21 protein-coding genes and 1 tRNA gene are annotated in these 19,260 nt (G+C 67.7%); 14 read left to right on the forward strand and 8 right to left on the reverse strand.

Annotation, left to right across the window (positions count from 1 at the left end; genetic code table 11):
* Nucleotides 1–57 precede the first annotated feature (57 nt).
* From VLK61_RS27140 to lolA, 3 genes are read left to right on the forward strand one after another with little or no spacing between them, the layout of a single operon-like run.
* Nucleotides 58–729, forward strand: coding sequence for a Crp/Fnr family transcriptional regulator (locus VLK61_RS27140; protein ID WP_325425918.1), 672 nt, complete (start codon nt 58–60; stop codon nt 727–729).
* Nucleotides 730–784: 55 nt separating this feature from the next.
* Nucleotides 785–3,142: a DNA translocase FtsK gene (locus VLK61_RS27145; protein WP_325425920.1), complete on the forward strand. Its 2,358-nt coding sequence runs from the start codon at nt 785–787 to the stop codon at nt 3,140–3,142.
* On the forward strand, nt 3,142–3,774 hold the full coding sequence (gene lolA / locus VLK61_RS27150; protein ID WP_325425922.1) for an outer membrane lipoprotein chaperone LolA: 633 nt from the start codon (nt 3,142–3,144) through the stop codon (nt 3,772–3,774). Before VLK61_RS27145 ends, lolA begins: the two co-directional genes overlap by 1 nt.
* Before the next feature lie 87 nt (nt 3,775–3,861).
* On the opposite strand, the gene VLK61_RS27155 is transcribed toward lolA, so the two are convergent.
* Together VLK61_RS27155 and VLK61_RS27160 are read right to left on the reverse strand one after the other, a co-directional pair.
* Nucleotides 3,862–4,257, reverse strand: coding sequence for a hypothetical protein (locus VLK61_RS27155; protein WP_325425924.1), 396 nt, complete (start codon nt 4,255–4,257; stop codon nt 3,862–3,864).
* Nucleotides 4,258–4,289: 32 nt separating this feature from the next.
* The gene (locus VLK61_RS27160; protein ID WP_414636872.1) at nt 4,290–4,829 is read right to left on the reverse strand and encodes a chemotaxis protein CheW; all 540 of its coding nucleotides are present in this window, start codon (nt 4,827–4,829) and stop codon (nt 4,290–4,292) included.
* Between the two features lie 142 nt (nt 4,830–4,971).
* On the opposite strand from VLK61_RS27160, the gene VLK61_RS27165 reads away from it, so the two are divergent.
* From VLK61_RS27165 to VLK61_RS27190, 6 genes are all read left to right on the forward strand, one after another.
* Complete coding sequence (locus VLK61_RS27165; protein ID WP_325425926.1) at nt 4,972–6,342, forward strand: replication-associated recombination protein A; 1,371 nt, start codon at nt 4,972–4,974, stop codon at nt 6,340–6,342.
* A 187-nt stretch (nt 6,343–6,529) separates the two neighbouring features.
* Nucleotides 6,530–7,453, forward strand: coding sequence for a branched-chain amino acid ABC transporter permease (locus VLK61_RS27170; RefSeq protein WP_325425928.1), 924 nt, complete (start codon nt 6,530–6,532; stop codon nt 7,451–7,453).
* 18 nt (nt 7,454–7,471) lie between these two features.
* Nucleotides 7,472–8,566 carry a branched-chain amino acid ABC transporter permease gene (locus VLK61_RS27175; protein WP_325425930.1) on the forward strand — a complete coding sequence of 365 codons (1,095 nt, stop codon included), beginning with the start codon at nt 7,472–7,474 and terminating at the stop codon, nt 8,564–8,566.
* Between the two features lie 13 nt (nt 8,567–8,579).
* Entirely contained in the window at nt 8,580–9,356 is a 777-nt protein-coding gene (locus tag VLK61_RS27180; RefSeq protein ID WP_325425932.1) for an ABC transporter ATP-binding protein, read from the forward strand.
* Nucleotides 9,357–9,371: 15 nt separating this feature from the next.
* On the forward strand, nt 9,372–10,085 hold the full coding sequence (locus VLK61_RS27185) for an ABC transporter ATP-binding protein (protein ID WP_325425934.1): 714 nt from the start codon (nt 9,372–9,374) through the stop codon (nt 10,083–10,085).
* 164 nt (nt 10,086–10,249) lie between these two features.
* Nucleotides 10,250–11,479, forward strand: a complete 1,230-nt coding sequence (locus VLK61_RS27190) for an ABC transporter substrate-binding protein (RefSeq protein WP_325425936.1) — start codon at nt 10,250–10,252, stop codon at nt 11,477–11,479.
* A gap of 35 nt (nt 11,480–11,514) precedes the next feature.
* Here the strand turns inward: VLK61_RS27190 and VLK61_RS27195 are convergent, their stop codons facing one another.
* A complete protein-coding gene (locus VLK61_RS27195) occupies nt 11,515–11,901 on the reverse strand; it encodes a hypothetical protein (protein ID WP_325425938.1) in 387 nt (128 codons plus the stop codon).
* Here VLK61_RS27195 and VLK61_RS27200 point away from each other — a divergent pair.
* Nucleotides 11,891–12,457, forward strand: coding sequence for an EF-hand domain-containing protein (locus VLK61_RS27200; RefSeq protein ID WP_325425940.1), 567 nt, complete (start codon nt 11,891–11,893; stop codon nt 12,455–12,457). The genes VLK61_RS27195 and VLK61_RS27200 overlap by 11 nt on opposite strands.
* A gap of 99 nt (nt 12,458–12,556) precedes the next feature.
* Here the strand turns inward: VLK61_RS27200 and VLK61_RS27205 are convergent, their stop codons facing one another.
* Both VLK61_RS27205 and VLK61_RS27210 read right to left on the reverse strand, forming a co-directional pair.
* The gene (locus tag VLK61_RS27205; RefSeq protein ID WP_414636873.1) at nt 12,557–13,555 is read right to left on the reverse strand and encodes a Bug family tripartite tricarboxylate transporter substrate binding protein; all 999 of its coding nucleotides are present in this window, start codon (nt 13,553–13,555) and stop codon (nt 12,557–12,559) included.
* Nucleotides 13,556–13,633: 78 nt separating this feature from the next.
* Nucleotides 13,634–14,665, reverse strand: a complete 1,032-nt coding sequence (locus tag VLK61_RS27210) for a CDP-6-deoxy-delta-3,4-glucoseen reductase (RefSeq protein ID WP_325425942.1) — start codon at nt 14,663–14,665, stop codon at nt 13,634–13,636.
* 93 nt (nt 14,666–14,758) lie between these two features.
* Here VLK61_RS27210 and VLK61_RS27215 point away from each other — a divergent pair, with 93 nt between their 5' ends.
* Nucleotides 14,759–15,721, forward strand: a complete 963-nt coding sequence (locus VLK61_RS27215) for an NAD-dependent epimerase/dehydratase family protein (RefSeq protein WP_325425944.1) — start codon at nt 14,759–14,761, stop codon at nt 15,719–15,721.
* Here VLK61_RS27215 and VLK61_RS27220 read toward each other — a convergent pair.
* The 3 genes from VLK61_RS27220 to VLK61_RS27230 all read right to left on the reverse strand — a co-directional run bounded on the left by VLK61_RS27220 (nt 15,675) and on the right by VLK61_RS27230 (nt 17,528).
* The gene (locus VLK61_RS27220; protein ID WP_325425946.1) at nt 15,675–16,736 is read right to left on the reverse strand and encodes a S1C family serine protease; all 1,062 of its coding nucleotides are present in this window, start codon (nt 16,734–16,736) and stop codon (nt 15,675–15,677) included. The genes VLK61_RS27215 and VLK61_RS27220 overlap by 47 nt on opposite strands.
* 92 nt (nt 16,737–16,828) lie before the next feature.
* Nucleotides 16,829–17,428: a rhomboid family intramembrane serine protease gene (locus tag VLK61_RS27225; protein WP_325425948.1), complete on the reverse strand. Its 600-nt coding sequence runs from the start codon at nt 17,426–17,428 to the stop codon at nt 16,829–16,831.
* 15 nt (nt 17,429–17,443) lie between these two features.
* A tRNA-Leu gene (locus VLK61_RS27230) sits at nt 17,444–17,528 on the reverse strand.
* Nucleotides 17,529–17,630: 102 nt separating this feature from the next.
* On the opposite strand from VLK61_RS27230, the gene cysM reads away from it, so the two are divergent.
* The 3 genes from cysM to VLK61_RS27245 all read left to right on the forward strand — a co-directional run.
* Nucleotides 17,631–18,536 (forward strand): cysteine synthase CysM, encoded by a 906-nt coding sequence (cysM, locus tag VLK61_RS27235; RefSeq protein ID WP_325425950.1) that lies wholly within the window; start codon nt 17,631–17,633, stop codon nt 18,534–18,536.
* Between the two features lie 12 nt (nt 18,537–18,548).
* Nucleotides 18,549–19,088 (forward strand): NUDIX hydrolase, encoded by a 540-nt coding sequence (locus tag VLK61_RS27240; protein ID WP_325425952.1) that lies wholly within the window; start codon nt 18,549–18,551, stop codon nt 19,086–19,088.
* Nucleotides 19,089–19,114: 26 nt separating this feature from the next.
* Nucleotides 19,115–19,260: sulfurtransferase TusA family protein (locus VLK61_RS27245; RefSeq protein WP_325425958.1), on the forward strand; the 146-nt coding region annotated here is incomplete at its 3' end.

Consider the following 19,260-nt stretch of genomic DNA (forward strand, 5'->3'; position numbering starts at 1 on the left):
CCAGGCCGGGTTGTTCGGCGCCGAACAACAAATCGATGAAGTAAAGGGGATCCCACGATGTCGATGCTGACGAATCTCGACTTGATTCGCCGTGTACCGCTGTTCTCGATGCTCACCAACGAGCAGGCCCAGTCGATTGCCGACAGCGTGGTCAAGCGCCGCTTTCGCCGCGGCGAGTTGGTGGTCGAACAAGGCCGCAAGAGCAACGCCCTGTTCATCCTGCTCAATGGCCGCGCCCGCGTGCTGACCTCCGATACACGCGGCCGCGAGGTGATCCTGGCAGTGCTGGAGTCGGGTGACTACGTTGGCGAGATGAGCCTGATCGACAACGAAGCGCATTCGGCCACCGTGCGCTGCGAGATCCAGACCGACATGCTGATCCTCGGCCGCGCCGACTTTGCGCGCTGCCTGCCGGAGAACTCCACGCTGTCCTACGCCATCCTGCGCGGCCTGGTGCGCCGGCTGCGCCATGCCGACCGCCAGATCGAATCGCTGGCCTTGCTCGATGTGTATGGCCGGGTCGCGCGCACCTTGCTGGAGATGGCCGAGGAAGTGAACGGCGTGAAGATCATCCGCGGCAAGGTCTCGCGCCAGGACATGGCCAAGGTCGTTGGCGCCTCGCGCGAGATGGTCAGCCGCGTGATGAAGGACCTGGAAGAGCGCGGCGTCATCGAGACGCAGGAAAACGGCTCGGTGATCATCAAGGAGCGCGCACCGCAGCCCGAGTGATCCTCCGGGCGGCGTGCCGGCATCGGCGCCGAACCGATGCGCCACAATCACCCGCATGACCTTTCCGCTCGGTTCATTGCGTGCAGACGGTGCGGCCGGTACGGCCGGCGTGCCCCGGTCGCGCCGCCGGTCGCCGCCGGCCTCTGCCGCATCTCCGGCGTGGCGCTGGCCGCGGCAGGTGGTGTTGGCAGCGGCCGCGGTGCTGTGGCTGCTGGTGCTGCTGGCGCTGGCCACGCACAGCGCTGTTGATCCCGGCTTTTCGACCTCCGGCCAGGGCGCTGCCATCCACAACCGCGCCGGCTTGCTGGGCGCCTGGTTGTCGGATCTGCTGCTGTTTGCCTTCGGCTACTCGGCCTGGTGGTTGATGCTGGTGGCTTTGCGGGCCTGGCTGGCCGCGTTGGCGCACTGGTTGCGCGGCACGCCGGCCGACAGTGACCTGCCCCCGCGCTGGGTGTTCTGGCTTGGCCTACTGTTGTTGATGGTGGCCAGCTGTTCGCTGGAATGGACGAGGCTGTACCGATTCGATACGGCACTGCCGGGCGGGCAGGCCGGCGGTGTGCTGGGCACGCTGCTCGGCGGCCTGTCGATGAAATGGCTGGGCTTCGCCGGCTCCGGCGTGCTGTGGATTGCCGGCATGGTGCTGGGCCTGTCGCTGGCCCTGCGCTTCTCCTGGGCGCGTGTCGCTGAGACGCTGGGCGCCGCCATCGAAGGCATCGGTGCACGCCGCGTGCAAGCGCGTGAGCGCATGGAAGACCAACGCATCGGCGAGCAGGCCGTGCGCGAGCGCGAGAAGGTCGTCGAGGTCGAGCGGGCCGGGGTCGAAGACCACGCGCCGATCGTCATCGAGGTGCCGATGGTCGAGGTGCCCAAGTCCACCCGGGTCGCGAAGGAGCGGCAGAAGCCGCTGTTCGTCGAACTCTCCGACACCAAGCTGCCGCAGGTCGACCTGCTCGATGCGGCGCCGACCAACCGCGTCGAGAGCGTCACGCCCGAATCGCTGGAGATGACCTCGCGGCTGATCGAGAAGAAGCTTCGCGACTTCGGTGTCGAAGTACGTGTGGTCGCCGCTTCGCCCGGCCCGGTGATCACCCGCTACGAGATCGAGCCGGCCACCGGCGTCAAGGGCGCGCAGGTGGTGAACCTGGCCAAGGACCTGGCGCGTTCGCTGTCGCTGGTGAGCATCCGCGTCGTCGAGACGATCCCTGGCAAGACGACGATGGCGCTGGAGTTGCCGAACGCCAAGCGCCAGATGATCCGCCTGGCCGAGATCCTGGGCTCGCAGATCTATGCCGATGCCGCGTCGCAACTGACCATGGGCCTGGGCAAGGACATCATCGGCGCGCCGGTGGTCGCCGACCTGGCGAAGATGCCGCACTGCCTGGTCGCCGGCACCACCGGCGCGGGCAAGTCGGTGGGCATCAACGCGATGATCCTGAGCCTGCTCTACAAGGCCGAGGCGCGTGATGTGCGGCTGATCCTGATCGACCCGAAGATGCTCGAGATGAGCGTCTACGAAGGCATCCCGCACCTGCTGTGCCCGGTGGTCACCGACATGAAGCAGGCCGCCAACGCGCTGAACTGGTGTGTCGGCGAAATGGAGCGGCGCTACAAGCTGATGAGCAAGCTGGGCGTGCGCAACCTGGCCGGCTACAACAAGAAGATCGCCGAAGCGGCTGAAGCCGGGCAGAAGCTGCCCAACCCCTTCAGCCTGACGCCCGAGGCGCCGGAGCCGCTGGAGCGCCTGCCCTTCGTCGTCGTCGTGATCGACGAATTGGCCGACCTGATGATGGTGGTCGGCAAGAAGATCGAGGAACTGATCGCCCGCCTGGCGCAGAAGGCGCGCGCCGCCGGCATCCACCTGGTGCTGGCCACGCAGCGGCCCAGCGTCGACGTGATCACCGGCTTGATCAAGGCCAACATCCCGACCCGCCTGTCGTTCCAGGTGTCGAGCAAGATCGACAGCCGCACCATCCTCGACCAGATGGGCGCCGAAGCGCTGCTGGGCCAGGGCGACATGCTCTACCTGACGCCGGGCGGCGGCATCCCGGTTCGCGTGCATGGCGCTTTCGTCAGCGACGACGAGGTGCACCGCGTCGTCGAGTACCTGAAGTCACAGGGCGACCCGAACTACATCGAAGGCATTCTCGAAGGCGGGGTGCTCGATGGCGATGCCGATGGCGCGCCCGGGGCTGGCGGCGGTGGCGCTGACGCCGAAGACGACCCGATGTACGACCAGGCCGTGGCCATCGTGCTGCAGCACAAGAAGGCCTCGATCTCGCTGGTGCAGCGCCATCTGCGCATTGGTTACAACCGGGCGGCGCGGCTGCTGGAACAAATGGAAAAGACCGGGCTCGTATCGGCCATGGCCACCAACGGAAACCGCGACCTGCTGGTGCCGCGACGGGACGAATGATGCGCTGGACACCCCACACCGCCGCGCTTGCCGCGCTGAGCACCATGCTGCTGCTGGCTGCAGCGACCGCGCGGGCCGATGCCGTCGATGCGCTGCGCGAATTCGCCCGCGACGCCAAGAGCGGCCGCGCGGCCTTCACGCAGACCGTCACCTCGCCCGATGGTGCGAAGAAGAAGAGTTCGCATGGCAGCTTCGAGTTCGCGCGGCCCGAGCGCTTTCGCTTCACCTATGCCAAGCCCTTCGAGCAGACCATCGTCTCCGACGGCCGTAAGGTCTGGTTGCACGATGTTGACCTGAACCAGGTCTCGGTGCGGCCTGCGGCCCAGGCGCTGGGCGCGACGCCGGCGGCCTTGCTGGCGGGTGCCGAGCTGGACAAGGACTTCGAGCTGAGCGCTCAGCCGGCCCGTGATGGGCTGGACTGGGTGCAGGCCATGCCGCGTGCGAAGGAAAGCACTGTGAAGCAGCTGCAAGTCGGCTTCCGTGGCAAGACGCTCGCGGCGCTGGAGATCGTCGATGCCTTCGGCACGAAATCGCTGCTGCAGTTCAAGGACGTGGTGGTGAACCCGAAGCTGCCCGAGGACACCTTCAGGTTCGTCGTGCCCAAGGGCGTCGACGTGATCGAGCAGCCCTGAAGGACGCGCTCATGAGTCAATGTGGCTCTGCCACTTGACTCATACCCCCTCGGGGGGCCTGACGCGAAGCGGCAGGTTTGGGGGCGTTCAGTACTTCATCGTCCAGCCGAGCACCAGCGCACGCGCGGGTTCGGCGCGCGTCAGGCCGCGCTGAACGGCGACGCTGAGCGTGCCGCCGTTGTCACCGTCCCAGGCCAGCCCGGTTTGCACGCGGGCCTGCAGGTCGGTGCTGCCGGGCATGCCGCTGGTGTCGCCGCTGCGCTGGCCAGCCACGGTCGCAAAGCTGCGCCAGCGCGGCGCCAGTTCCGCGCTGGCGCTCGCGGCGTAGTGCCGCAGCCCCGGCGCGGCGCTGCCGCTGAGCGTGGTGCTGGGCATGGCGATGCTCAGCTGCAGTGCAGCCGGCGCTGGCTCGGCCGCGCGGCCGCAGGCGCAGGCCAACAGGGCGCAGCCGGCCGCGGCCATCCGCCAATGCAGGGTTTTCATCGCGTGGGGGCAGCTGTGCTGGCGCTGCGCGCTCAGTGCATCACCATGTCCATCAGGCCCATCTCGGCACTGCTCATCATCTGTTCGATGTCCATCAGGATCAGCATGCGCTCGGTGTCGCCGGACTTCACGGTGCCCAGGCCGGTGATGTAGGTCGAATCGACCTGGCCATTGAACTCCGGCGCCGGCTTGATCTGGTCGGTGCGCAACTCCAGCACATCGCTGACCGAATCGACCACGATGCCGACGGTGCGGCCGACCACGTTGAGGATGATCACGACGGTGAAGGCGTCGTACTTGACGTCCTCGAGCGCAAAGCGCATGCGCATGTCGACGATCGGCACGATCACGCCGCGCAGGTTGACCACGCCCTTCATGAAGCCGGGTGCGTTGGCGATGCGCGTCGGCTGTTCGTAGCCGCGGATCTCCTGCACCTTCAGGATGTCGATGCCGTATTCCTCGGCGCCAAGCTTGAACGAGAGCACTTCGCGCGGCGTGCCATGCACGGCAGCCGCCGCCACGGCGGGATTCATCAGGGCCGGTGAGGAGTCGATCGTCGGGGTGGCGCTCATGGCTGTGTCCTGCGGTTCGGAAGGGGCTGTCGGGATGGCAGCGCAGCCAGTGTCCGGCAGCCCCTGCCGCACCGATCGGGCAAAAAGGCCGGTGCGGGTGCTGCATTTCGGGAGTGCCGACACGGCTGAGACAATCGGGCGCATGACCGCCCAGGACTCGCTGTTCGACGATGACGAACCGGCCGCCGGCGTTGCGGCCCCGGTGGCGCCCGACGCTCCATTGGCCGAACGCCTGCGCCCTCGCACGCTGGACGAAGTGATCGGCCAGATCCACCTGCTGGGCCCGGGCAAGCCGCTGCGCGTGGCCTTCGAGACCGGCCGCTTGCATTCGATGATCCTGTGGGGCCCACCGGGCGTCGGCAAGACCACGCTGGCGCGACTGGTGGCCGGCGCCGTGCGCTCGCGTTTCATCGTGCTGTCGGCCGTGCTGGCCGGCGTCAAGGACATCCGCGATGCGGTCGAGCAGGCCAAGGCCGAGCGCAAGAACGGCCGCGGCACGGTGGTCTTCGTCGATGAGGTGCACCGCTTCAACAAGGCCCAGCAGGATGCGTTCCTGCCGCATGTCGAGTCGGGCCTGTTCACCTTCATCGGCGCGACCACCGAGAACCCCTCGTTCGAAGTGAACTCGGCGCTGCTGTCCCGCGCCACCGTGCATGTGCTCAAGCCTTTGGAGGCCGACGACCTGGTGCAGCTGATCGCCCGCGCGCAGGTCACCATGCAGGCGCCGCCGCTCACCGACGCTGCACGCGACAGGCTGATCGGCTATGCCGATGGCGACGCCCGCCGGCTGCTCAACGCCTACGAAACGCTCGCCGAACTGGCCGGCACCGAGCGCAGCGAGCCGATCGACGAAGCCCTGCTGGAGCAGGCGCTGGGCGAGATGCTGCGCCGCTACGACAAGGGCGGCGACCAGTTCTACGACGCGATCTCGGCGCTGCACAAGTCGGTGCGCGGCTCCGACCCCGATGCGGCGCTGTACTGGCTGGCGCGCATGCTCGATGGCGGGGTCGACCCGCGCTATGTGGCCCGCCGCGTGATCCGCATGGCCAGCGAGGACATCGGCCTGGCCGATCCGCGTGGCCAGCAGCTGGCGCTGCAAGCCGCCGAAGTCTACGAGCGCCTGGGCTCGCCAGAAGGTGAACTGGCGCTGGCCCAAGCGGTGGTCTACCTGGCGGTGGCGCCGAAGTCGAACGCCGTCTACAAAGCCTGGGGTGCGGTGCGCGAGTTCGTCAAGGCCGATGGCACGCGGCCCGTGCCGCTGCACCTGCGCAATGCGCCGACGCGGTTGATGAAGAACCTGGGCTTCGGCCGCGACTATCGCTATGCGCACGACGAAGCCGGCGGCTTCGCGGCCGGCGAAAGCTATTGGCCAGAAGGCATGGGGCCTCAGCGTTTCTACCAGCCCGCGGGGCGTGGCCTGGAACAGCGCATCGCCGACCGCCTGGCCGAGCTGCGCCGGCTGAACGAGCAGGCGCCGAGCGCGCCGGACGACGCGCCGCAGAACCCGCGCTGAATCGCCATCGAATCCGACGATTGTTCGGCCGCCCAGCGGGAATCTCCCCCCATTTGCGCTGGGGACCCCCTCCTACAATCCCGCCCAGCCCGCTGCCGCAGCCTGTTTCAGGCTTGAGCGGCCGGGTTCTTGCTACCAGCCAGAAGAAGCGCCGCCATTCAAGGCGGTGACGGACGGAGACCCACTGATGGATACTTTTCTGCAGCAGATCATCAACGGTCTGGTGCTGGGCAGCATGTATGCGCTCGTGGCCCTGGGCTACACGATGGTCTACGGGATCATCAACCTGATCAACTTCGCGCATGGCGAAGTGCTGATGGTGGGCGCGCTGACCAGCTGGACCATCGTCACCACGCTGCAGGGGCTGGGCCTGCCCGGCTGGCTGCTGCTGCTGATCTCGCTGGTGGCGGCCATCGTCGTCTGCTCGGTGCTGAATTTCGCGATCGAGAAGATCGCCTACCGCCCGCTGCGCAGCGCGCCGCGGCTGGCGCCGCTGATCACCGCGATGGGCATGAGCCTGCTGCTGCAGACGCTGGCGATGATGATCTGGAAGCCCAGCACCAAGTCCTACCCGATCCTGCTGCCGTCCGAACCGTTCGAGATCGGCGGCGCGGTGATCAACGTGACGCAGATCCTGATTCTGGCGGTCACCGCGGTCACGCTGGCCGGGCTGATGTACCTGGTCAACCACACCAAGCTCGGCCGGGCCATGCGCGCGACGGCCGAGAACCCGCGCGTCGCCGCGCTGATGGGCGTGCGGCCGGACATGGTGATCTCGGCCACCTTCATCATCGGCGCCGCGCTGGCGGCGCTGGCCGGCGTGATGTATGCGGCCAACTACGGCTCGGTGCAGCACACCATGGGCTTCCTGCCCGGGTTGAAGGCCTTCACCGCGGCGGTGTTCGGCGGCATCGGCAACCTCGCCGGTGCGGTGGTGGGCGGTGTGCTGCTGGGCTTGATCGAGGCCCTGGGCGCGGGCTACATCGGCGCGCTCACCGGCGGTGTGCTAGGCAGCCAGTACCAGGACATCTTTGCTTTCATCGTGCTGATCCTCGTGCTCACGGTGCGGCCGCAGGGCCTGCTGGGCGAGCGTGTGGCCGATCGCGCCTGACACCGGGGAGCACACCTCATGAAGAACAAACTGGTCGTCTTCCTGCTCGCCGGCATCGCACTGCTGGTGCTGCCCTTCATCGCTCAGGCTGCCGGCAATTTCTGGGTGCGCATGATCGACTTCGCGCTGCTCTACGTGCTGCTGGCGCTGGGGCTGAACATCGTCGTCGGTTATGCCGGGCTGCTGGACCTGGGCTATGTCGCGTTCTACGCGGTCGGCGCCTACATGTTCGGCCTGCTCGCATCGCCGCACCTGACCGACACCTTCGAGGGCATCAAGGGGCTCTTTCCCGGCGGCCTGCATTCGCCGGTTTGGTTGGTGATTCCGCTGGGGGCGGCGATCGCGGGACTCGCGGGCGTGCTGCTGGGCGCGCCGACGCTGAAGCTGCGCGGCGACTACCTGGCCATCGTCACGCTGGGCTTCGGCGAGATCATCCGCGTGTTCATGAACAACCTGGACCGGCCGCTGAACATCACCAACGGCCCGAAGGGCTTGCAGCAGATCGACAGCATCAAGATTCCTTTCGTCGGCATCGACCTCGGCAAGCCGGGCTCGCTGTTCGGGCTGGAGATGTCCTCGGTCACCAAGTACTACTACCTGTTCCTGTTGCTGGTGATCGTCAGCGTGGTGATCTGCTACCGGCTCGAGCGTTCACGCGTCGGCCGCGCCTGGATGGCCATCCGCGAAGACGAGATCGCCGCCAAGGCCATGGGCATCAACACCCGCAACCTGAAGCTGCTGGCCTTCGGCATGGGCGCCACCTTCGGCGGTGTCTCGGGCGTGATGTTCGCCACCTTCCAGGGCTTCGTCTCGCCGGAGTCGTTCTCGCTGCAGGAGTCGGTGATGATCGTCGCGATGGTGGTACTGGGCGGCATCGGCCACATCCCGGGCGTGGTGCTGGGCGCCGTGCTGCTGGCGGCCTTGCCCGAAGCCTTGCGATGGGTGGCCGGTGAGCTGGACCTGCAACGCCTGACCGACGGACGGCTGGACGCCGCCATCCTGCGCCAGCTGCTGATCGCCCTGGCGATGATCGCGATCATGCTGGCGCGGCCGCGTGGGCTGTGGCCTTCGCCCGAACACGGCAAGGCGGCGGCCACGCCGACCAAGAGTTGAGGGATCACGGAACATGAGCGCAGCAGTCCTCAAGGTCGGCAATGTCTCCAAGCGCTTCGGCGGTTTGCAGGCGCTGTCCGATGTCGGCATCACGATCAACGCCGGCATGGTCTATGGCCTGATCGGCCCGAACGGCGCCGGCAAGACCACCTTCTTCAACGTCATCACCGGGCTGTACACACCAGATTCCGGCAGCTTCGAGTTGGGCGGCATGCCCTACAAGCCCAGCGCGGTGCACGAAGTGGCCAAGGCGGGCATCGCGCGCACGTTCCAGAACATCCGGCTTTTCTCCGAGATGACGGCACTGGAGAACGTGATGGTCGGCCGCCATGTGCGTTCCGGCTCCGGGCTGATGGGCGCGATCTTCCGCACCGCCAAGTTCAAGGCCGAAGAAGCGGCCATCGCCAAGCGTGCGCAGGAGTTGCTGGACTATGTCGGCATCGGTCGCTACGCCGAGTACAAGGCGCGCACGCTGAGCTACGGTGATCAACGCCGCCTCGAAATCGCACGCGCATTGGCCACCGACCCGAAACTGATTGCGCTGGACGAACCCGCCGCCGGCATGAACGCCACCGAGAAGGTGGTGCTGCGCGAACTGATCGACCGCATCCGCAACGACGGCCGCACGATCCTGCTGATCGAGCACGACGTCAAGCTGGTGATGGGCCTGTGCGACCGCGTCACGGTGCTCGACTACGGCAAGCAGATCGCCGAAGGCACGCCGGCTGACGTGCAGAAGAACGAGAAGGTGATCGAGGCCTACCTCGGCGCCGGCCACAAACCGCACTGAGCCAGGACCGAGCAGATGAGCGACATACTTCTCAAGGTGAGCGGCCTGAAGGTGGCCTACGGCGGCATCCAGGCCGTCAAGGGCGTGAGCTTCGAAGTGCGCCAGGGTGAACTGGTCAGCCTGATCGGTGCCAACGGTGCCGGCAAGACCACCACGCTGAAGGCCATCACCTGCACGCAGGCGGTGGCTGGCGGCACGATCGAATTCATGGGCCGCAGCATCGCCGGCCAAGGCCCCTGGGACCTGGTCAAGCAGGGGCTGGTGATGGTGCCCGAAGGGCGCGGCACCTTCGCCCGCATGACCATCGTCGAGAACCTGCAGATGGGCGCCTACGTGCGCAACGACGCCGAGATCCAGGCCGACATCGACAAGGTCTTTGCCATCTTCCCGCGGCTCAAGGAACGCGCGGCGCAGCTGGCTGGCACGATGTCCGGCGGTGAGCAGCAGATGCTGGCGATGGGCCGGGCGCTGATGGCGCGGCCCAAGGTACTGCTGCTGGATGAGCCGTCGATGGGGCTGTCGCCGATCATGGTCGACAAGATTTTCGAGGTGGTGGCCGACATCCACAGCCGCGGCACCACCGTGCTGCTCGTCGAGCAGAACGCCAGCCGCGCGCTGCAGCTGGCCAACCGCGGCTACGTGATGGAGTCCGGCGAGGTGACGATGAGCGGCGACGCCAAGGCGCTGCTCAACGACCCGAAAGTGCGCGCAGCCTACCTCGGTGAATGAGGCCTGGCGCCTGACTTCGGCCTGGCGCCTTCCGCGACGGATCTGACATCCGGCTCCCGCACCGGCCTGGGGCTTACCCTGGGCATGGTCGAACTGCAAGGCAGCTTTAAGGTCCGGCCCGTTACCGTCGCGGCCACGCGCCGGGGTGGCGCGGGAGATGGACCATGCTGTATCGACTCCTCGGCCTGCGAACCTTGGCGTTCCGCGCCGCCCTTGTTGCGCTGGGCTGCGCTGCAGGCGGGGGTGCGGCAGCACAGGATGGCGGGCCATTGCGCGTGGGCTTCATCTGCCCGACTACCGGCGGCTCGGCCGATTTCGGCAACAGCGCGCGGCTGGGCGCCGAACTGGCGGCGCGTGAAATCAACGAGGTCGGTGGCTTCCTCGGCCGCAAGATCGAGCTGGTGCAGCGCGACGATCAGGCCAACCCGGATCGTGGGCGGCAGGTGGCCGAGGGCCTGGTGCTGAAGGAGAAAGTGGCCTTCACGATCGGCTTCTGCAACACCGGCGTGGCGATGAAGGCGCTGGACGTGTTCCAGGACAACCAGCACCTGCTGATGGTGCCGGTGTCCACCGGCTCGGCGGTGACGGCCAAGTACCCGGCGGCGCAGAGCTTCATCTTCCGCATGTCGCCGCGCGACACGCTGCAGGCCGGCTTCATCGTCAACGACATCCTGGTCAAACGCGGGCTCACCAAGGTGGCCGTGTTTGCCGACCGCACCGGCTACGGCGAGGGCGGCTTGAAGGACGTGCTGCGCTTCCTGGCCGAGCGCGGCGTCGAACCGGTGCTGGTGAGCCGCTTCGACCTGGGCGTGACGAGCCTCCTCGCCGAGGTGCAGCAAGCCAAGGCCACCGGCGCGCAGGCCGTGATCGGCTACACCGTGGGCCCCGAACTCGCGGTGCTGGCGCGCGCCCGCAACGAGGCCCGCTACGACGGCCTGCTGTACGGGCCGTGGCCGATGTCGTTCCGCACCGTGTGGGAACGCTCGAATGGCGGCGCCGAGGGCGCGATGATGGTGCAGTCCATCATCCCGAACCTGGCCAACGAACGCCGCAGTTCGTTCATCGCGCGCCTGAAGCGCCACGCCGGCAAGGAGCCGGTGGCCTCGCTGATGGCTGCCGCGCAAACCTACGACGCGCTGCACCTGATGCTGCGCGCGCTGTTCCAGACCCGTGGCGACACCTCGGCGGTGAAGCTGAAGCAGGCGCTGGAGCAGCTGGACAAGCCCTATGTCGGCGTCGTCACCACCTACGAACATCCGTTTTCGGCGAATGACCACGACGCCATTTCGACCAACATGATCTGGCTCGGCGTGTGGCGCAAGGGTGAGATCCGCTTCCAGTACGCCGAAGACGACAAGCGCGCCGGCTTCATCCGCCGCAAGGAAGGGCCGTGAGCGACAGCTCCAACAACGCCAGCGCTTGATCGACGTCATCGGCGCCGAGGTTCAGTGCCGGCGCTATCGCACAAAGTGTGCGGCCCGATGACGAGGCCCGGATCAACCGGCGCAAGCAGCTGGTCGAGGCACGATTGCGCCATCGCGGATCCGTCGAGCAGCGGGGTTTTTGCGCCTTTGTTCATCGGCTCGAACAGGCTTTCATGTCCGGTTCGATACAAAGCGGAGACGCCGACGAGACGGCGGGTTCGAAGAATCGAAGGACCGTCAGCGGCCTTGTGGAGGCGGCACGGTTTGTTCTCAACCCATCGATTGAAAGGAAGCACGATGAGCATGATCAGTGCAGTCGGCGGCGCCAGCGGCGCATGGTCCGACGTCAGCAGTTCGCGCGCCAGCGCCATGAAGGACAGGATGTTCGCCAAGGTCGACAGCGACAGCAGCGGCACCGTGGACACCACCGAGCTGCAGGGCATGCTCGACCACATCAGCAGCACGGGCGGCCCCTCGCTGGGCAGCGCGGACGAGTTGCTGAGCAAGATGGACAGTGACGCCGACGGCAGCCTCAGCAAGGACGAGCTGGATGCCGGCATGAAGAGCCTGATGCCGCCGCCGTCGTCGACGGTGGATTTTGCGCAGCAGCGTGCGGGCGGCATGCCGCCACCCCCGCCACCGCCGGCGGGCAGCGAGGCAAGCGACGGTTCGGCGAGCACCGATCCGCTGGACACGAACGGCGACGGCAGTGTCTCGGCGGCCGAACGTGCCGCCGGCGAGCTCGCGGATCTGATGAAGGAGCTGGCCTCGGCGATGGACAGCGACGGAGACGCCGCCGTCAGTGCCAGCGAGATCGGCAGCTTCAAGAGCCAGGTCGATTCGGCCGGCGGGGTCAGCGTGGAATCGCTGAGCAAGCTGTTGCTCAAGGCCTATGGCGAGTTCGCGGCGAACCTCACCCAGACGTCCACGCTGGCCAGCGCGGCCTGATGCGCGGGGCATGGCCACACGGCGCTCCACGGCATGCCGTCAGCCCGTCATTGCACGAAGCCGTTCGGCGATGCCCTTTCTTTCGTGTGACCGCAGGCTTCAGTCGACCTTGGCGCCCGAGGCCTTGACGACGGTTTCGTACTTGGCCAGTTCGGTTTTCACGAAGGCTGCGAACTGTTCCGGCGTACTGGGCGCCGGCTCGGCCAGCAGCGTGGCCATGCGGGCCTTGAGTTCGGCGCTGGCCAGCGCGTCGACAAAGGCCTTGTTCAAGCGGGCTAACACCTCGGCTGGCAGCCTGGCCGGCCCGAACAGGCCGAACCAGGTGCTGACATCGAACTGGCCCAGGCCGTCGCCCTTGCCGCTGTCGGCGATCGTCGGCAGTTCGGGCATCGCGCTGGCGCGCTGCGGCGTGCTCACCGCGATCGCCCGCAGCTTGCCGGACTTGATGTTCGCTGCCGCCGCGGCCAGGTTGTCGAAGTTCAGGTCCACCTGGCCGGACAGCAGGGCCAGCTGCGCCGGGTTGCCGCCGGCATAGGGGATGTGCACCATGAACACCCGTGCCTGCGCCTTGAACATTTCGCCGGCCAGGTGGCCCGCGCTGCCGTTGCCGCCGGAGCCGTAGTTCAGCTTGCCGGGGTTCTTGCGCGCATAGGCGACCAGGTCATGCACGCTGCCGATGCCCAGCCGCTGCGCGGTGTCGCTGTTCATCACCAGCACGTTCGGCACCTGGGCGACGCGGGTGATCGGCGTGAAGTCGCGGATCGGGTCGTAGGGCATCTTCGAGAACAGCCACGGATTGATCGCATGCGTGGCGACGGCACCCATCACCAGACTCAGGCCATCCGGCGGCGACTTGGCCACCAGGTCGGCGCCGAGATTGCCGCCGGCGCCTGGCTTGTTCTCGACCACCACGGTGCCCAGTGAATCCTTCACCGCCGCGGCCAGCGCGCGGGCCACGATGTCCAGCGGACCGCCGGGCGGGTAGGGCACGATCAGGCGGATGGGGCGTGCGGCGGGTTGCGCCCGTGCCGATGGTGCCATCAAGGCACCGGCGGCGATGGTGGCCAGGGAGAGCAGGGTGGTGCGACGTGTGGACATGCGCGCAGCATAGTGCAGCGCCTGCAGGCCAGTCCTGCGGACCTGCCTGAGCCGATGCCGCTGGCAGCGCGATGCGCTTCAGTGCTTGTCGAGTTCCGAGGTGAACGCGTCGGCGTAGAACTCGTCCGCCGGCAGGCCGCAGCGGCTGACGAAATCGCGCTGTGCGGCATCCACCATCACCGGCGCGCCGCAGGCATACACCTGGTGACCGGACAGGTCGGGCAGGTCGGCCATCACCGCTTCGTGCACGAAACCGGTCCGGCCGCGCCAGTCGTCTTCCCGCCGCGGCTCCGACAGCACCGGGACGTAGCGCAGCGACGGCAGGCTGGCGGCGGCCTGTTCAGCCCAGGCCTGCTGGTAGAGATCGATCTTGCTGCGGCAGCCCCAGTACAGCGCCGTGGGCCGCGTGAGGCCCAGGTCCTGCATGCGTTCGACGATGGCCTTGATCGGCGCGAAGCCGGTGCCCGAGGCCAGCAGCACGATGGGCTTGCGGCTCTCCTCCCGCAGGTAGAAGCTGCCGAACGGGCCTTCGATGCGCAGGATCTCCTTCGCCTTCATCGCACCGAACACATGGTCGGTGAACAGCCCGCCGGGCATGTGCCGCAGGTGCAGTTCGATGGCCGGCGGGTCGTTCAGCCGGCCCGGCGCATTGGCCATCGAGTAGCTGCGCCGCGCGCCGTCGCGCAGCAGGAATTCGATGTACTGGCCAGCGTGGTACTGGAAGCTCTGGTTGGCCGGCAACTGCAGCGTCAGCACCGCCACATCCGGGGCCGCGCGTTCGATGCTGATCACGCGGCTGGGCATCTTCAGGATCGGAAAGTCACCGGCGCCGGGCACGCTGCGCGCTTCGACGATGCAATCGGTCTGCGGCGTGGCGCAGCAGGGCAGGATCAGCCCTGCGTCTTCTTCGGCAGCCGACAAGGCCTTGGCCTGGTGGGCGCCATGCAGCACGCGGCCCTCGATCAGCCGGCTCTTGCAGGATCCGCAGGCCCCATCGCGGCAACCGTAGGGCATGCCGATGCCCTGGCGGATTGCGGCGGCGAGGATCGGTTCGTCGCGCGCCACATTGAATTGCCGGTCGGCGGGCTGCAAGGTCACTCGGAAGGTCATGATGGGGCCACTACACTCTGCCGCCATTGTGCCCGCCAGGGGCTGGCGGCCCATGCCCGCGAGAGGGCCTCGCTTTCCTGCACCCGCGACATCATGCCTTTGACTCCATCCGCCCTGCGGCGCCCGACCCTGCTGGTGGTGGGCTGTGGCGACATCGGCCTGCGCGTGCTGCGCCTGCTGCGCGGGCGCTGGCGGCTGCTGGTGCTGAGCTCTTCGGTCGAGCGTGTGGGCGAACTGCGCGCGGCGGGCGCCGTGCCGTTGCAAGGCAACCTGGATGAACCGCGCACGCTGGCCCGGCTCGCCGGCCTGGCCGATGCCGTGCTGCACCTGGCGCCACCCCCGGGCAGCGGCAGCAGCGACTCACGCACCCAGGCGCTGCTGCAAGCGCTGGCCCGCAGTGGGCGCGTGCGGCGTCTGGTGTACGCCAGCACCACCGGGGTGTATGGCGATGCCGGCGGTGCCTGCTTCGACGAGACGCGTGCCGTGCGGCCGGCCACCGAGCGGGCGCTGCGGCGTGTCGACGCCGAGGCGCGTGTGCGCTGGTATGGACGCGGCTTCGGCGTGGCGGTGACGGTGCTGCGCATTCCGGGCATCTATGCGCTGGACCGGCCCGGTGGCCACCCGCGGGAGCGGCTGTTGCGCGGCACGCCGGTGCTGCGCCCCGAAGACGATGTGTACACCAATCACATCCATGCCGACGACCTGGCGCGGGCCTGCGTGGCGGCACTGCACCGCGGCCTGCCGCAGCGCGTGGTGCACGCCAGCGACGACAGCACGCTGACGATGGGCGACTACTTCGACCTGGCGGCCGATCTGGGCGGCCTGCCGCGACCGCCCCGCATCTCGCGTGAGCAGGCGCAGCAGCAGTTGTCGCCGGTGCAGCTGAGCTTCATGAGCGAATCACGCCGCTTGCAGAACCGGCGCCTGAAGCAGGAGTTGAAGCTCAGGCTGCGTTACCCGACCGTGCACGAAGGGCTGTGGGCCGAGCAGGGCTTGCGCTCGCCCGGCATCAAATCCCCCGCGGCCGCTTCAGCGTCTTCATCCGGTCCACGCTGAACACCTTCACCGTCTGCGACGTGCCGTCGCGGCGGATGTCCAGCACCACCTCGCGTTCAGGCGCACCGCCGGACCACAGCGTCGTCCACAGCGCCTCCAGCGCATGCACCTCGGTGCCATCGACGCGCAGGATCTGGTCGCCGGCCTTCAGGCCCGCCACGTCGGCCGGGCTGTCGTCGTTGACGCGCACCACGCGCACATCACCGTTCTGTTCGACGCAGTTGACACCCAGCCAGGCCCGCCGGCTCGACGCGCTGCTGCCGACGCGGCGCAGTTCGTCGAGGATCGGCGACAGCAGGTCCACCGGCACGAACATGTTGCCCGGCACCCGGTCCGGGTCTTCCGGCGGCGCAGCATCGGCCAGCACCAGCGAGCCGATGCCGACCAGCTCACCCTGTGCGTTGAACAAGCCCGCGCCGCTGTGATCGCGGCGCGGCGGCGTGGTGAACAGCGCGCCGGTGATGTGGTACTCCCAATAGCCGGAGAAGGCTCGTCGCGACACCAGCCAGGCCGGGCTCACCGCGCCGTCTTCGCCGCCGCTGGCGATCATCATCACCTCGCGCGGTGCGAGCGCGGCCGAGCGGCCCAGCGGCGCGGCCTCGATGCGCAGCGGCGCCAGCGCCTGCACCAGGCCGAAACCGGTGGCCACGTCGTAGCCGATCACCCGTGCGGGAATGGTGCGCTCATCGTCGGTGACGATCTGCACCTGATCGGCTTCGAGCACCAGGTAGCCGATGGTCAGCACCAGCCCATCCGGGCCGATGACGACGCCCGAGCCGTTGCGCACCGGGCCCAGCGTGGCGGTCGAGCGTGCACCTTCCACCGCCATCGCCTGCACGCCGACCACGGCGTTCTGGGCTCGCTGCAGCGCTCGCGAGCGGTCGCTGAGATCGGCCGTCGCGTCGGCTGAGTCGGCGGCCAGAGCCGCTTGCGACCAAGTCAGGACGAAGGCCGCCAGGACGGCCAGCAGCGCCGTCCAGGCGACCGCGGAGACACGGGGAAGTCGAGGTTTCATCACTGCGCTCCCGAAGTGATGGGATGAACGCAGCATGATCCGTTCCCGCCGCGAAGGCGAGCGCGGGGTTATTTCGGACTAGGGGTGGTGGCTCAGCGCCGCCGCGATGGGCCGAAGGGCAGGCGGCCGCGCCAGTAGCTGATCATCAGCCACGCACCGAGCATGCCGCCCAGGTGCGCGAAGTGGGCGACGCCCGCGGGGCCGAACAGGCCCAGCAGCAGTTCGAGCGCGCCGAACACCGCCACGAAGGTGCGTGCCTTCATCGGGATCGGCGGGATGATCAGCATGATCACCCGGTTCGGGAACAGCATGCCGAACGACAGCAGCAGGCCGAACAGCGCGCCGGAGGCCCCCACGGTGGGGGCGCGCGAACCCATCAGCCAGGTGACCAGCAGTTGCGCCGCCGCCGCCGCGAGCACGCTGGCCAGCAGCATCTGGAGGTAGCGCTTGGTGCCCCACAGCCGCTCCAGTTCGCCGCCGAACATCCACAGGCCGAACATGTTGAAGAGCAGGTGCGTGAAGTCGCCATGCAAGAAGGCATAGCTGAGGACCTGCCAGGGCCAGAAGAGGCCGCTGCTGAAGGGCCAGAGCGCCAGAAAGGTGTCCAGCACGCGGGCCAGCACCAGCTGCAGGCAGAACATCGCCGTGCAGATCAACATCAGCGCCTGGGTGACCGGTGGCAGGGGGGGCATGGAGCGGATGGGGAGTGGTGCCCTCGGCCAGACTCGAACTGGCACGCCTTGCGGCGGCGGATTTTGAATCCGCTACGTCTACCGATTTCGTCACGAGGGCCGTGATCGCACGCCAGAGGCAGCGTGGGCGCGGATTATGGCATGGGGGTTCTGCGGCGTTCGCGGGGCGCTGACACAATGGTCCTCGGAGGTACCGCGTTCCATGTCCAGTTATCAGACCATTGAGGATGTGATCGGCCGCACGCCGCTCGTTCGCCTGCAGCGCCTGCCCGGCGCGGCGACCGAAGCGCGCGGCAACGTCATCCTCGGCAAGCTCGAAGGCAACAACCCGGCCGGCTCGGTGAAAGACCGGCCGGCGATGAGCATGATCCGCCGCGCCGAAGAGCGGGGCGACATCAAGCCCGGCGACACGCTGATCGAGGCGACCTCGGGCAATACCGGCATCGCGCTGGCGATGGCGGCCGCCATCCGCGGCTACCGCATGGTGCTGATCATGCCGGAGGATCTGTCGATCGAGCGTGCGCAGACCATGAAGGCCTACGGTGCCGAACTGATCCTGACGCCGCGCTCGGGCGGCATGGAGTACGCGCGCGACCTGGCCGAGCAGATGCAGCGGGATGGCAAGGGCCGTGTGCTCGACCAGTTCGCCAATGACGACAACCCGCGCGTTCACTTCGAGACCACCGGCCCCGAGATCTGGCACGACACCGAGGGCCGGGTCACGCATTTCGTCAGTGCGATGGGCACCACCGGCACCATCACCGGCGTCGGGCGCTACCTGAAGTCGAAGAATGCCGCGGTGCGCATCATCGGAGCGCAGCCAGCCGAAGGTTCGCGCATCCCCGGCATCCGCAAATGGCCCGAGGCGTATCTGCCGAAGATCTACGACCCGGCGCAGGTGGACGAACTGGTGCTGGTCAGCCAGTCCGATGCCGAGGACATGGCGCGCCGGCTGGCCCGCGAAGAAGGCCTGTTCGTTGGCATCTCGGCTGCCGGTGCTGCGTGGGTCGCGCTGCGCATGGCGCAGACGCTCAGCCATGCGACGATCGTCTTCGTGGTCTGCGACCGCGGCGAGCGATACCTGTCCACCGGCGTCTTCCCCGCCTGAGCCCGCTGCAGCATGGCCTACCAATTCCGCTTCTGCCCCAACTGCGCCACGGCACTCGCCGAAGTCGAATCACTCGAAGACGGTGGCCTGAAGACCCGGCTGCGCTGCCCGGCCTGCGACTGGACCCACTGGAACAACCCAACGCCGGTGCTCGCCGCGGTGATCGAATGCGGCGACCGTGACGGGCAGCTCTTGCTGGCGCGCAATGCGGCGTGGTCGGCGCGTTTGTTCGGCCTGATCACCGGCTTCATGGAGGCCGGCGAAACGCCCGAAGAAGGCCTGATACGTGAGGTGGCCGAAGAAACCGCGCTCGAAGCGGTGACGACGAAGCTGATCGGCGTCTACGACTTCCAGCGCATGAACCAGGTGATCATCGCCTACCATGTGTTGGCGCGCGGCGAGATCCGCCTGTCGCCCGAGCTGGCCGAATACAAGCTCTACGCGCCCGCCGATGTGATGTGCTGGCCTGCCGGCACCGGCTATGCGCTGGCCGACTGGCTGCGCTCACGCGGCCATGAACCGCGCTTCATGGAATGGCCGAAGCGCTCCTGACTCTCTCTACCGATCACGGACCGACGATGCAAGCCCAGAAGGAAATCGACACGCGTGGCCTGAACTGCCCGCTGCCCATCCTGAAAGCGAAGAAGGCGCTGTCCGAGATGGCCAGCGGCGACGTGCTGAAGGTGCTGGCCACCGACCCCGGCTCGGTGCGCGACTTCCAGGC

The organism is Aquabacterium sp. (genome assembly GCF_035476535.1).
Lineage (GTDB): Bacteria > Pseudomonadota > Gammaproteobacteria > Burkholderiales > Burkholderiaceae_C > Pseudaquabacterium.